We start from the raw sequence: 13,991 nt of genomic DNA, 5'->3' as shown, positions 1-13,991 counted from the left end.
TTAGTTAACAAAAAAATTCATTCTGCTAAAATTAAGCCCCTATTAATAGGGGCTTATTTTTACTAAATTTCTAATTATTATATATTTTATGCTAAGGTAATTTATTATCGACAATTTTTATTAATCAAAGCACATAACTGCTTTTACTTAATCAAACATGAGTCATTTTTTAGGTCGTTTTGGGAGCGAATAACGTTGGCTAAATATCCTGAGCATGGCTGGTTTAGAAGTGCTCTGCTAACAATAATACATAGGCTAAAGCAATTCACCCAGTTATGGTCGCTACAAATGCTAACCAATTTACCTGATCGCCTGACAAATTTGTGGCAACAGCTGATTGGCTCCTATTGGTTTATACCGACTGCATGTGTGCTAGTAGGCATATTACTTGCTCCTATACTCGTAACTATCGATCAGCATTTTAATCGTGATATGGTTAGAGAAATTACCTTTGCTTTTACCGGTGATGATGATGCGGCGCGCGCCATTATGACCACCATTGCTGGCGCCGTACTTGGGGTGGCAGGTACGACTTTTTCGATTACCATTGCTGTATTGTCGATGGCATCTTCACAATTTGGGCCGCGATTACTACGCAACTTTTTGACCGATACACCCAATCAGTTCGTTTTGGGCGCGTTTATTGGTACATTTAGCTATAGTTTACTGGTGTTAAAAGCCATTCATAAATATGATGTTGGTTTTGGTGTGCCGCAATTATCGGTAACCTTTGCCATTATTATGGCGATTACTTGTGCCTTATTATTAGTCTACTTTGTACAGCACATGGTACATGCCATTCAGGCATCGCATGTGATTCAAGGGGCAAGCAATGAGGCGATTAAAAATATCCGTTATTGGTATAGCAACCGCTGCGATATCGAGCACCAACGTAATATCGAGCATCATGATGTTGAGCAGTTTAAGCACTGGTCTGCCACGCCTATTTACCCGCCACATTCAGGCTATTTACAGCAGATTTATCTTGAATCGCTCATTACTTTATCGCAAGATTATGGCGGTGTGGTTCAAATAAATAGCAGTCTTGGTCACTTTGTTACTGACAAAAATGTGATTGGCTATTTTTATCAGCGTCCAGTGGAAGACCCAAGCAACCTACAAAAAACTAAAATGCCACATTTAGCGATTATACCGCGCACGCCTGACGGGCTGTTTTGGCAACGCTTTGCCGGCTGTATACGTCTTGAGCAGCGCTTAACGCAATCCAATGATATTGCCTATAGCTTAGGACAAATGACTGAGATTGCCGTCCGCGCACTGTCTCCTGGTATCAATGACCCAAAAACAGCGGTCAATTGTGTCCAATCCCTGACCAATTGTCTGAGTATCATGATGCGCTGTCAGCCGCCAACGCCATATCATTTCTATAAACCAGTGCATGAGAAAGACATAGCGGACACTGTCAGCCATCCATCATCAGCCATCCTTGCCGTTGTGACTCATATGCCCAAAATATCAGATTTTATTGATAGCTCGCTGGGTGAGATACGGCGTTATGCGGCGGCAGATTTGATGGTATTAAAGGCGCTCTGTCAGGCAATGATTGATCTTAATTATGCTAGGGTGAATGATGCACAGCTGCAAACACTCATACACGAGATAAAACTAATTGAGCGTGCCGGCGCGGACAATTTAAACTATCATCAACTCGCTGATGATTTGACCGCGATGTGCGAGCAAGCAGAAACATTTATTATGAGTGAAGATGCTCAGCACCACTATTTTCATTATATCAGTGATTTTGATGCGCATATTCGTCAAGCACTGCAAACCCAATCAAAACAAGCTTGAGCACCATTGATACCTTTTACTACTCACATGAGACGTTTCTATGGATACTACGAGCAGCTTAACCATACTAGAAATCAGCGCGATATTCTTATCTATCACTGCCCTATTAACTTACGTCAATCATCGATTTATTGGACTACCGACAACCATTGGCGTGATGGTGATTTCTATATTACTGTCCATTGGGGCGATATTTTTAGGGTTTTTAGGGTTTGATCAGCTTATTGATTATGAGGTCAGTTTACTAAGGCAGCTTGATTTTACCGAAGTCTTACTAGATGGCATGCTCTCAATGCTTTTATTTGCCGGTGCATTACATGTCAATATCGGTGACTTAAAACGTTATAAACTACCCATTGCTATTCTCGCTTGTTTGGGTACAGTCATATCAGCCGTGCTCATTGCCACCGCCATTTATTTTATGCTACCGCTGTTAGGTTTCGGTCTGCCATTTATTTGGTGTTTATTATTTGGTGCTTTGATATCTCCAACCGACCCCATTGCAGTGATGGGCATTTTAGCGTCTGCTGGCGCACCAAAAAGTATAGAAACTGTCATCGCGGGTGAATCACTATTTAACGATGGTATCGGCGTCGTCATCTTTGTATTGCTGTTAGGTATTTTATCTAGTGGTGATATTCCTACGGCTAATTATGTGGCACATGCCTTGGCGGTTGAAGCCGGCGGCGGTATTGTCTTTGGTTTAGTACTTGGGGCGGTTTTGTATTACATGCTCAAAAGTATCGACAGCTATCAAGAAGAAGTACTATTAACCTTAGCAGGTGTTATAGGCGGCTATGCACTTGCCAGCCATTGGCATCTATCAGGACCTTTAGCAATGGTAATGATGGGGCTGATGGTGGGCAATCGCGGGCGAGCGCTAGCGATGAGCGATAAAACACGACATTATGTTGATTTATTTTGGGAATTGATCGATGAGATTTTAAACGCTATCTTATTTGTGTTAATCGGTCTTGAAGTGGTGATGATTGCTTATTCAGCCAATTTATTTATTGCTGGCGCTTTGACAATTATCATTGCCCTAATTGCCCGATTCATTGTAGTCGGCATGACGACCAAAACCTTTCATCGTCAACTTGACTTGCCAACAGGCGCTTGGAAAGTTCTGACATGGGGTGGACTAAGAGGCGGTATTTCGGTCGCTTTAGTACTGCAACTGCCAACAGGATCAGAGCGCGATATCTTATTAGCACTGACTTACGCGGTCGTCATATTCTCTATATTAGTACAAGGCTTAAGTGTGGGTAAAGTCGCTAAAAGCATTCGCACTGATGAGAAACCAGCTGATATATAAGTGTTCAACCATGTGAATAAGATAAAAGCCAGTATAAGAGAGTATTCTTATACTGGCTTTTTACATATATACCTAAGTTCAAGAAAATCTGATTATATTAAACCTTTGCGCTTCATATTGTGATAAACCACAAGCATAATAGTAATATTCGATAGTAAAATAGCAAGTTTAAACCAATCAAACGGGGTCGTTACTAGATAATAAACTTCGATAGGAATATAGATTCCATAACCAAGCACGCCAAACCAATACGCCCACGTTTTATCTTGCCACAAGCCATACGCTTCAATAAAACGTAAACTGGCATAAGCAAAAATTAATAATAAAAACAGTAGCCAATTTTTGCTCGCCTGCTGGGCAATATCTACCGCACTATCGACTTGCGGCGCCATGAAATGACCAAATATTTTCTGCCAAGAAGCGGTAGCGGTAGCAAGCCAGCGCTCGAGGTCAGTATGCCATGACCATAAAGCTGTTGCCACTAATAGCGCACCTACCCCTTTGACTACCTCATAGATTGCCACCGCTTTAATAGACTCGCTAGACGTACTGCGCGGCTTACCTTGTTTTGTAGTTAAGCCTTGATGGTTACCCTTCGAAGATGATTGCAGATTATCATCTTGTCTGGGCAGATTAGCCAAAGAAAGTCTCCACAACACGCCCTTTTAGTGTTTGATTAAAGAATGGCGTATTTTTACCGTTTGATAGCATGGATTCGCTAGTTACTTGCCACTCGAGATTTGGATCAACAACTACGGCACCGCCGATATTTTGATACTGTTCACTGATACCGGCAATTTTTGCAGGATTCAGACAAATTTTATCAACCAGTTGCTCAAGCGTTAATACCTCATCTTTTACCAGCTGACACGCTAGTGCCATAAAGGTATCAAAGTTCGAGATACCGGGTGTACTTTCAGCAAACGGTGCTTTTTTCGCAGTGCTATTTAATGGCTCGTGATGGCTACAAATCGCATCGATAGTGCCGTCTCTTAAGCCACGAAGTAGTGCTTTTTGATCGGTATTACTACGCAATGGTGGCAGTACATAGGCCATAGAATTAAAGCCCTCTAAATTATCATCGGTTAAATACAACTGATGCATCGCCACATCACAAGTTACTGGCAGTTTTTTACTTTTTGCCCAACGCATCAGCTCGATTGAAGATTTACAGGATAATTGGCTAAAATGAGCGGCAATACCCGTTTCTTCCACCATGAGTAACTGCGTTGATAAAGCAACGGTTTCTGCAATCCATGGAATACCCTGCAAACCATGATAAGAAGCAATATAACCTTCATGTGCAACGCCATCTCCAGATAGACTAGGCTCATCAGGATAAAAGAATACTTTCATGCCAAAAGTCGCCGCATACTCGAGTGTACGTAAAAGCACTAAGTCATTTTGAAAGGGTCTACGAGCATTAGAAACGGCAATACAGCCGCCTTTTTTAAGCCCTGCAATATTAGACGGGCGTTCGCCTTCTAAGCCAGCGGTCAATGCGCCCAAAATATGCAAATAGATGCCGCCATCTTCAAGCGCACGCTCACGTAATCCTTTTAACAATGAACCGTTCTCTAAAATAGGATTGGTATCAGGCGGAATCACCACATGTAAAAAACCATTGGCGCGAGCTGCTCGCCCTTCCGACTCCAACGTACCATGCTGTTGTTGCCCCGGCTCACGTAAGCGGGCGCATAAATCTACCAGCGGTGGCAGCAACCACATCTCGTTTCCTGCTTCAAGATTGGCTATTTTGTCAGCTACTACATTTGGCAGTGCATTTTGAAAATTTTGTGGCAGCTGGTTAAGTATCGTGGCGTCAGTGTTTATCGTATGAGACATGAGCGTTATTACCGTATTAATAAAATGGGATAAATCAGAATAAAATAGACTAGCAAAATATTAGGTCAGATACTAATTACCAGCCGCTTGATGCGCGCGTTGACCTTCCATAGCCAGTGACAATACCGCCATACGAATAGCAATACCGTTATTTACCTGTTTCAAAATTACAGATTGCGCACCATCCGCAACGCTTGAAGCAATCTCAACACCGCGGTTCATTGGTCCTGGGTGCATAACTAAAGCATCAGGCTTAGCCAGTGCAACACGCTCAGGAGTAATACCATAATGCTTATAATACTCATTTGATGATGCCAGTAGCGGCGAGCCGATACGCTCGTTTTGGATTCTTAAGCCCATAATGACATCACAGTCGGTCACACACTCATTCATGTTTTCATACACTTGCACGCCAAAACGCTCAATCCCTTTAGGCAATAACGTACGAGGTGCACAGACGCGAATGTCCTTTACACCTAATGTTTGTAATGCACTGATATCAGAGCGTGCTACTCGAGAGTGCTTAATATCACCAATGATTGCTATCGATAGCTCTTCAAAGGGACGTGGTGCCTCGCGATGAATGGTTAGCATATCAAGCATGCCTTGCGTCGGATGGGCGTGCCAGCCATCACCACCATTAATAATGGCAATATCTGGTGTCACTTCTGTCGCCATAAAATGCGCCGCGCCAGACGCTGAGTGACGTACCACAAATATATCTGCGGTCATCGCTTGCAGATTCCATAACGTATCGCGTAAACTCTCTCCCTTCTTGGTACTAGAGCGTTCGATATCGATATTGAGTACATTGGCACCCAAGCGTTTTTCTGCTACTTCAAAGGTGGTACGGGTACGCGTTGACGGCTCAAAAAACAGATTCATCACTGTATAACCTTCAAGCTCAGGACGGTTAATCAGCTGTCCCTTTTCATCAAAGAATGTCTCAGCTTTGGCGATAATCGCCTGCAACTGGGCTTTATTCAGACCTTCTACACCCAAAAAGTGACGAATACTACCATCAGTATTGAGCTGTGGACGACTTAACGACGCATCAAGTTTCTTATGAATAGTATTAGGATCAAATTTTGCATAATCTGTTGGTGAGATATTAGGTATTGATTGGCTATCGATCGAATTTGACATAAGGACACGTCTTTATTGAGGGTTTATATGATTTGATAATACGTTTTCATGCATTTTTTTAACGCTTTGAGCTTGATAATATGGCAGACACGCATAGAGACAAGGACATTTTGCTGCTTATTTGCTACAATTTACCGCAAAGATATAAGCCGCTAAAAATAGATGATGTCGTGATTATTAATAATAGCGCATCATTTGGTATCCGCATCAAACGCTAGCCCTTTAAACCATAATTGAATAATAATAGTGTTAGTGTAGCTGATTTTGAGGTCAGGACAAAGATGCCTTAGCCAGTATTTAAAAATTTACCCCATATTGATACCAGATAAATAAATATAAGCAAATCTTAAATAACCACATCTTAAGCACTCACTTTTTCTGCAGCCTCTTTAGCTTGTAGCATTCTTTATCAGAATTACTTATTAGGAAATATTATGACAACCTTAGCACAGTATCTGAACACTAGCGCTGGCAGTCCTGCCCTCAATGACGTTATTACGACAGTCACTGATGTCGGTAAAACCATCTCACAACTGCTTAGAAAAGGCGCATTAGCAGATATCTTAGGCGAAGCGGGTAATCAAAACGTTCAAGGTGAAGATCAGAAAAAGCTAGACGTGCTATCCAATGATTTATTGTTAGATGCTTTGGCAAAAAATACCCATTGTGCCGGTGTTGCTTCAGAAGAACTTGACGATGCGACCCCTGCCAATGCGGATGGCAGTTTATTAGTATTATTTGATCCACTTGATGGCTCGTCCAATATCGATATCAATATGGCGGTTGGGACTATTTTTTCTATTCTACCGTATCAACGCCAAGGTCAAGTTAGTGAAAATAGCGATTTCCTACAAGCGGGCAATCAGCAGCTAGCAGCCGGTTACTTACTCTATGGCACCTCTACCGTTCTTGCGCTAACGATCACAGATAAGGTAGTGATGTTTAGCTTAGACCCAGATACCAATGATTATGTACTGATAGAAGAAAATGTCACAATCAATGTCGATACCAGTGAATATGCCATCAATGCGTCAAACTATCGCTATTGGCGCGAACCGATGCAACAATACATCGATGAGCTTATCGCTGGCGAGAGTGGCGTACGTGGTCGCGACTTTAATACGCGCTGGGTTGCCGCCATGGTTGGTGATGTTCACCGTATTCTATGTCGCGGTGGTTTGTTCACCTACCCATTTGATACGAAATATGCCAATAAAGCCGGTAAATTACGTCTCATGTATGAAGCCAATCCTATGAGTTTGCTCATTGAGCGTGCTGGCGGCGGCGCAACTGATGCTGTCAATCGCATCTTAGATATAGAACCAACGGACATTCATCAGCGTGTACCTGTGGTACTTGGTAGCAAAAATGAAGTTGATTATGTAAAAAACCTACATTTAAATTATGTTGAAAAATAAATAATCTAATCCACATTAGATGAATCGTATAAAGCCAAATCAATAGCGACTTTATACGATTCATTCATATTTTCTATATTTTTCTCTAAGCGAGCTATTATGGTAGCAAATCCCACCGAGCTTATTTACTCAGATAAGAATACGACGGTTAAGCTAGTAAAGGCGTTGTTGACACAAGCTCGCCAACGTAAGAAACACGGTCAAACTGTGATTGAGGGCGTTCATCTTATTGATGCTGCGCTTCGTAGTGATTATCCGTTTGTTCAAATACTGGTTTCTGAAGCCGCACAGCAGCATCTTGAAGTGCAGCAAGTTCTCACCCGTCTGCCCACTTATACGCCTATTTTGATCTTGTCAGATGCGCTCTACGAGAGTATTCGTAGCCTAGGCACTGGGATTGATATTATGGCGGTTATCAATATTCCGATGCCAAGCTTATCGATCATTAATAATGATTGCTTGATTCTCAATGATGTGCAAGACAGCGGCAATGTCGGAACTTTACTCCGTACCGCAGCTGCCGTTGGTATTAAAAACATCCTCTGCAGCAGTGCTACAGCGCAAGCTTGGTCACCAAAGACACTACGCGCTGGCATGGGTGCGCAGTTTGCGCTGACGATTTATGAAGGTTTAAGCATACAAAATATTTTGGATAATGTAGAAACGCCGTTATTTGCCACGAGCTCACACACCGATACCGTTATTTATCAGCATGACTTAAAAAAACCAATTGCTTGGATTATGGGACATGAAGGTCAAGGAGTTTGCGACGAGCTGATGCAATGTGCGACCCCTATCGCCCTGCCACAGCCTAATGGGCAAGAAAGCCTTAATGTAGCAATTGCAGGCTCGCTATGCTTATATGAGACTCTACGACAAAGAAGTTATAGTTAAAAAGTTATTTATAACTTAAACATGAGGACTTTAAGCAATGCCATTTATAACTGCCATAAGGTTCATAGGTTCAAAATATTTTTAAATTTTCTCAAATAAAAAATGACTGAATAATGATGTATTATTATTCAGTCATTGATTAAGATCTTATTGAGTCCACTCTAATTTAATAAGTTCAGTTTTATTGAGCCATTTTTAGAGTTAACCTTGTGCTTTCATGAAACTCGCAGAATAATGATTGGGTGCATTAAAGTTTGTAAAGCTAATACTAATGGATTTATCTAGTCCATGCACGCAATGCCACCAAGCAATAGGAATAAATAGCGCATCGCCAGCTTCGATAGTTACTTCAACTGGGGTCACATGCTCCATCAGTGGGTGCTTTTTCAAGTCAAAGTTAGGGAAATCTACTTCACTATATACGTGTAAGTCGTTATATAAAAAAGGTACTTGCCATGCCGGGATCAATGTTACTTTCTTGGCGCCGTAAACTTGAACCAACATGTTATTAGTTAAATCATGATGTAATGGTGTAAAAACTCCTTTTGGACCCATCCAAAAAAAAGTACTAAAAGAAGGATCATCCATTAGCTTTCGATAACCTTCACCAAAATCTCCAATATCTTCAAGTACCGGCTTTATGGCCTCAATATTTTGTTGAGTATTATTGGCTGTCATATAATAGTCATTGCTATCGCCATTAGTTTCAATCATGTCGACAAACTCAGATATACGCATAGACTTACGATGTTGCTCAGAATTGCGCTCAAAAAGTGCATCACTTTCACGATTAAACTGAATCTGGACTTCTGCATCCCCTAAAGTATCTGAAAAATACTTTGGGCTCCACTTTTTCAATGCTGGCCAATGGTCAATTCCTTTTTTGAGCACAACAGGTTTATTTTTACTGTAGTAGTCTCTAATAAACACATCAAAAGGCGGTGTGTCAATTACATCAATCTTCTGATTATAACTAGGATCCAATTTAGCTAGGTCATCACAAGTTTGTAAGAGCCATTCCCGTTTACTTAGCATTTTAGTAGGTTTAAATCCTGCTTGTAAATAAGGACTTTTACATGCGGTTTCTAGTTCCAGTAAAACCTCTGCATGAGTGTAACCATTTTGCAGTAATACTTGCGCTATATCATCTTTACTTACCCCTTGCAATAAATTAATCCCTACCCATTCTTTCAAGTTATTTGGTAACTTTCTAATATCCTTTTTACTTTCATTAGTATATATATTTAAAATGGTATTTAAAGTCGCTGTAATTTGGGCATCTGAAAAATTATTCGCCTTTAATGTATGTATGATTGTCTCTTTTGAACTACCACGCATTATATTTGTCGTGGCCCAGTCACTCCACTCTTTAGGTAATTTTTCTGTAAAATCCATCGTTATATTCATTCTTTTCTCCTAATCCTTTAACAGAGTAAAAAGATACTATAGTGATTTCTTCATAAAATCTATACGTTAATAGCCACGTACTACTGTTATAAATTTTCTTTGCTTAGTGATAAATAGATACTGCAAAAAAACCATAGTAGCACTGTATAGCTTTTAAAGTGACTAGACTACATAGAGATGAGATTTTAGTTTCACATTTAAAAAAGCCATAAAGCCATTTCTATCATACGTATATATTTAGCATGATATATATACGTGATAGCCAAGCAATATTTTAGTCTACTATAGAATAGTATTCTATAGAATAGCAAACTTACATGAAGTAAGTTTCATTCAACTTCCAACAAGAAAGCGAAAAAGCCTCCAACCAATAGGAAGAAGGCTTTAGGATTCACTTTAAAAATAAAACATCAATAATAGCAGGTTTTTTATTTCACTTTTACTAACAATTACTTAGATTTTGCTAGTTAGCTCAGGCAATGCTTGGAACAAATCCGCTTCCAAGAAGTAATCAGCAACGCTTGCAATAGGTGATTCTGGATCATTATTGATAGCAACAATAACTTTAGAATCTTTCATGCCCGCTAAATGCTGAATCGCGCCTGAGATACCAGCGGCAATATACAAATCAGGAGCAACGATTTTACCCGTTTGACCAACTTGCATATCGTTCGGTACATAACCTGCGTCAACGGCAGCACGTGATGCGCCAACGGCAGCACCAAGTTTATCAGCCAATGGTTCGATATATTTGGTGAAGTTCTCGCCATTTGCTAAGGCACGACCACCAGAAACGACGATGCTTGCTGATGTCAATTCTGGACGGTCAGATTTAGCCATTTCTTCATTGACGAAGCTTGCTTTGCCAAGCTCTTGCACATTATCAAGAGTTTCAACAGTCGCTGAACCACCTTCACTTGCTACTGGATCAAAAGCAGTAGTACGTACGGTTAATACCACTTTATCTTCTGTGGTCTTAACCGTTGCTGTTGCGTTACCAGCATAGATAGGACGCTCAAACGTTTGTGCATCTATAACTGCTGAGATTTCTGACAGCATGCTCACATCAAGTAATGCGGCAACACGTGGCAAAAAGTTTTTACCAGTCGTCGTAGCAGGTGCGAGAATATGACTGTAATCGCCAGCAATATCAGCAACCAATAATGCTAAATTACCTGCTAATTGATGCTCATAAGCGGCGTTGTCTGCTAATAATACTTTACTGACGCCTGCTGCTTTAGCAGCTTCATCAGCTACTGCTTGTGCGCCACTACCAGCGACCAATACATGGATATCACCGCCGATTTGCTGAGCAGCAGCGATTGTGTTCAAAGTTGCCTTTTTTAGACTGGCATTGTCGTGTTCTGCATATACTAAAATTGCCATTACTCTTATCCTTTATTTATTCGTATCTTTTATTCATGCGATTGTTGGTTTACAAAGCCATTTTAAGTCTAACTTCATGTTCAATATTTAAGACCAATTATTTATGGCATCATGACTTTGTACTAGATAGGCGCTAACAAAGTATTAGATTACTTTTGCTTCGTTTCTTAGCTTATCGATCAACTCGTCAACTGAACCCACCTTGATGCCAGCTTTACGCTCAGCAGGTGGTACGACTTTAATAATCTCTTGCTTTGATGCCATATCAACACCAAAATCAGCAGGTGTTTTTTCATCAAGCTGCTTTTTCTTCGCTTTCATGATGTTAGGCAATTTTGCATAACGTGGCTCATTCAAACGCAAGTCAGTGGTAATAACTGCTGGCAAAGCAAGCGCTACCGTTTGCGAACCACCATCGATTTCACGCGTTACATTGACTTTATCGCCTTCAACTTTCACTTCTGATGCAAACGTACCCTGACCAATGCCCATCAATGCTGCTAGCATTTGACCAGTTTGGTTATTATCATCATCAATCGCTTGCTTACCTAAAAGAATAATATCCGTAGCTTCAGATTCTGCGATATTTTTCAAGATTTTAGCAATTTGTAAAGGATAAGGTTTTGCATCAGTCACTACTAAAATACCACGATCAGCACCCAATGCTAAGGCTGCACGAATCTGCTCTTGTGACTCTTTTGGACCAATTGAGGCAACGATGATTTCATCAATCACACCCGCTTCTTTAAGACGAACCGCTTCTTCTACTGCAATTTCATCAAAAGGGTTGATTGACATTTTAGTGTTAGATAAATCTACGCCAGAATTATCAGCTTTTACACGAACTTTTACGTTGTAATCAATGACACGCTTGACCGCTACTAATGCTTTCATACGTTCCTCGTTTATTAATGTTATGAATTAAAAATTGCCAGTTAAGAACCAAAGGTTCATTGTCTTTCAAAAAATCTTTTAAACTGTGCTTCAAATTGTCGTTCAAAATGGTACTAAAGGTTGTTACTACCTTAGCAAAAATTCTATCAGCATTACATCCCCTATTGATAAAATACGCCAAAGCTAAGCCAACCGTTATTATCAGACCTATGTATCTTGCGTGAGCACAGTCATAAGGTCAAGACAACGCCGTGAATAATGCGTCATAAATTTGTCACTATTTTATAATAAATCGTTTATAAGCGCGTGATAGTGCTATTTTCTTATCGTTATTCTATCTATTTTCTAAATTCTATAACATTGCCGATATATATACTCGCCACTCTAAGCCAGAACCTTATTATTGTTCTTAAAGCAACTCAAAAAAATATCATAAAAAAAGCAACCTGATCAGAGGTTGCTCTTTTTTAAAGTCTAAACAGTATTTTTATTGTTTTAACAAACAAAGGCATCAATGCGTATTGATAATCTTACTGTCATTAGGCTTGCTGAAGATTCAGCTCACTCAATGTCAAATGAGATTATTAGATAGCTTCGATTTGCTCAGCTTGTGGGCCTTTCTTGCCATCACCTAAGATGAAAGACACTTTTTGGCCTTCGGCTAGAGTTTTGAAACCACCGCCTTGGATAGCGCTGTAGTGAGCGAATACGTCTTGTCCGCCATTGTCTTGAGCGATAAAACCAAAACCTTTAGCTTCATTAAACCACTTTACAGTGCCTTCAACTTTATCTGACATAAATTTTCCTAACTCTTTAACTGTTGGCGAGACGTATGTCATCACCGATTAATTGATATATACCCAAGTATTTTTTGCAGAATGCGTAGGTAAAGTTGATTAAAACATCTAGAAGAGGTCTTAATATTTTCACCCAAAATCCTTTGAGTACAAGCTGATTATAACAGCTTTTTCTAAGCGCAACAGCTTAAATTGATGATTTTTGTAATCTATTCAAATTAATTATGAGTAATATTAACCAGCATCACCCTTATGCTTAATGCATTGATATAAAACATATTTTTATTATCGCTGTTTTATATTCTGAGCAAAGTAAAATAATATCTTCAAATAAACAAGATGAAACGTATTTATAGCTGGCAATATATTAAATAACGATTATTGAGCAATGGGCAACCATGGTGAGCTTAGTACCAATAAACACAGCGCAAAGAATATCAGCGAAAATGACTGGCTATAGGCGATATATTTAGCAGGTATTACTAGGTCTTTAGGAGAATCAGGAATACCTTTACGTCTTAACAGTCGGGTGCCATATATCCAGCCAAAGGTGGTGTATAGACCATAAGCCGCTGGTACAGCAACTGCTAATGGTGTTAAATCAATAGCATATAGCATTATTACTGATATGAAGAACCATGAGGTATCTAATAAAGAGCTGATATGAAAAAACTTAGACTCAGGTAGTTTGCCATCTGTCTTTTTAAGCATCTCCCCCTCTATCCAAATTAAAACGGCAACCACAGCGCTAAGAGTAATATATACGAATTGCGGCGTTAGCCAGTCAGGATAAGATATTTGCACAACAGACAACCTATAATCTATACAAAAGAAGCATGAAAGAATCCTTGCATTGATAGCTCAAGGATAAAAATAACAACACTCGTCTAACCGAGTAAGCCATTAATAGATATGATGACGCTTGCCTATATTAGGTAGCTCTGCCAGATTTTCAACCAGCAAACACAGGCTACTATAAAAATATTTATAAAATAGCGCTTATTAAAAAGCCCATGTTATCGAGTGATAACACGGGCTTGTTTGAAATCAATTAAATCTTATAGCATTGCATATCGA

The 13,991-nt window shown here is 39.9% G+C and carries 12 protein-coding genes; 4 read left to right on the top strand and 8 right to left on the bottom strand.

Annotation, left to right across the window (positions count from 1 at the left end; all coding sequences use genetic code 11):
* Positions 1–288 precede the first annotated feature (288 nt).
* Positions 289–1,812 carry a DUF2254 domain-containing protein gene (locus ACMHKH_RS05730; RefSeq protein ID WP_413519675.1) on the top strand — a complete coding sequence of 508 codons (1,524 nt, stop codon included), beginning with the start codon at positions 289–291 and terminating at the stop codon, positions 1,810–1,812.
* Positions 1,813–1,852: 40 nt separating this feature from the next.
* Positions 1,853–3,127 (top strand): cation:proton antiporter, encoded by a 1,275-nt coding sequence (locus ACMHKH_RS05725; RefSeq protein WP_413519674.1) that lies wholly within the window; start codon positions 1,853–1,855, stop codon positions 3,125–3,127.
* A 92-nt stretch (positions 3,128–3,219) separates the two neighbouring features.
* Here the strand turns inward: ACMHKH_RS05725 and ACMHKH_RS05720 are convergent, their stop codons facing one another.
* The 3 genes from ACMHKH_RS05720 to ACMHKH_RS05710 all read right to left on the bottom strand — a co-directional run bounded on the left by ACMHKH_RS05720 (position 3,220) and on the right by ACMHKH_RS05710 (position 6,118).
* Positions 3,220–3,768, bottom strand: a complete 549-nt coding sequence (locus tag ACMHKH_RS05720; RefSeq protein WP_413519673.1) for a DUF2127 domain-containing protein — start codon at positions 3,766–3,768, stop codon at positions 3,220–3,222.
* Complete coding sequence (locus ACMHKH_RS05715) at positions 3,761–4,972, bottom strand: dihydroorotase (RefSeq protein WP_413519672.1); 1,212 nt, start codon at positions 4,970–4,972, stop codon at positions 3,761–3,763. The genes ACMHKH_RS05720 and ACMHKH_RS05715 overlap by 8 nt, the downstream gene beginning before the upstream one ends.
* 72 nt (positions 4,973–5,044) lie before the next feature.
* Entirely contained in the window at positions 5,045–6,118 is a 1,074-nt protein-coding gene (locus tag ACMHKH_RS05710) for an aspartate carbamoyltransferase catalytic subunit (RefSeq protein WP_413519671.1), read from the bottom strand.
* Positions 6,119–6,552: 434 nt separating this feature from the next.
* On the opposite strand from ACMHKH_RS05710, the gene ACMHKH_RS05705 reads away from it, so the two are divergent.
* Together ACMHKH_RS05705 and ACMHKH_RS05700 are read left to right on the top strand one after the other, a co-directional pair.
* On the top strand, positions 6,553–7,536 hold the full coding sequence (locus tag ACMHKH_RS05705) for a class 1 fructose-bisphosphatase (protein WP_413519670.1): 984 nt from the start codon (positions 6,553–6,555) through the stop codon (positions 7,534–7,536).
* Positions 7,537–7,635: 99 nt separating this feature from the next.
* Complete coding sequence (locus ACMHKH_RS05700) at positions 7,636–8,430, top strand: TrmH family RNA methyltransferase (protein ID WP_413519669.1); 795 nt, start codon at positions 7,636–7,638, stop codon at positions 8,428–8,430.
* Between the two features lie 201 nt (positions 8,431–8,631).
* Here the strand turns inward: ACMHKH_RS05700 and ACMHKH_RS05695 are convergent, their stop codons facing one another.
* The 5 genes from ACMHKH_RS05695 to ACMHKH_RS05675 all read right to left on the bottom strand — a co-directional run bounded on the left by ACMHKH_RS05695 (position 8,632) and on the right by ACMHKH_RS05675 (position 13,718).
* Positions 8,632–9,837 carry a cupin-like domain-containing protein gene (locus tag ACMHKH_RS05695; RefSeq protein ID WP_413519668.1) on the bottom strand — a complete coding sequence of 402 codons (1,206 nt, stop codon included), beginning with the start codon at positions 9,835–9,837 and terminating at the stop codon, positions 8,632–8,634.
* A gap of 453 nt (positions 9,838–10,290) precedes the next feature.
* Complete coding sequence (locus ACMHKH_RS05690; protein WP_413519667.1) at positions 10,291–11,223, bottom strand: electron transfer flavoprotein subunit alpha/FixB family protein; 933 nt, start codon at positions 11,221–11,223, stop codon at positions 10,291–10,293.
* Positions 11,224–11,367: 144 nt separating this feature from the next.
* A complete protein-coding gene (locus tag ACMHKH_RS05685; RefSeq protein WP_413519666.1) occupies positions 11,368–12,117 on the bottom strand; it encodes an electron transfer flavoprotein subunit beta/FixA family protein in 750 nt (249 codons plus the stop codon).
* A 584-nt stretch (positions 12,118–12,701) separates the two neighbouring features.
* A complete protein-coding gene (locus tag ACMHKH_RS05680) occupies positions 12,702–12,914 on the bottom strand; it encodes a cold-shock protein (RefSeq protein ID WP_010196799.1) in 213 nt (70 codons plus the stop codon).
* A gap of 378 nt (positions 12,915–13,292) precedes the next feature.
* A complete protein-coding gene (locus ACMHKH_RS05675; protein WP_413519665.1) occupies positions 13,293–13,718 on the bottom strand; it encodes a hypothetical protein in 426 nt (141 codons plus the stop codon).
* Positions 13,719–13,991: the final 273 nt, after the last annotated feature.

It is taken from the genome of Psychrobacter glacincola (genome assembly GCF_965118485.1).
GTDB lineage: Bacteria > Pseudomonadota > Gammaproteobacteria > Pseudomonadales > Moraxellaceae > Psychrobacter > Psychrobacter glacincola_D.
Note: the sequence above shows the minus strand (reverse complement) of the source record. Positions and strands in the feature narration are given on the sequence as shown.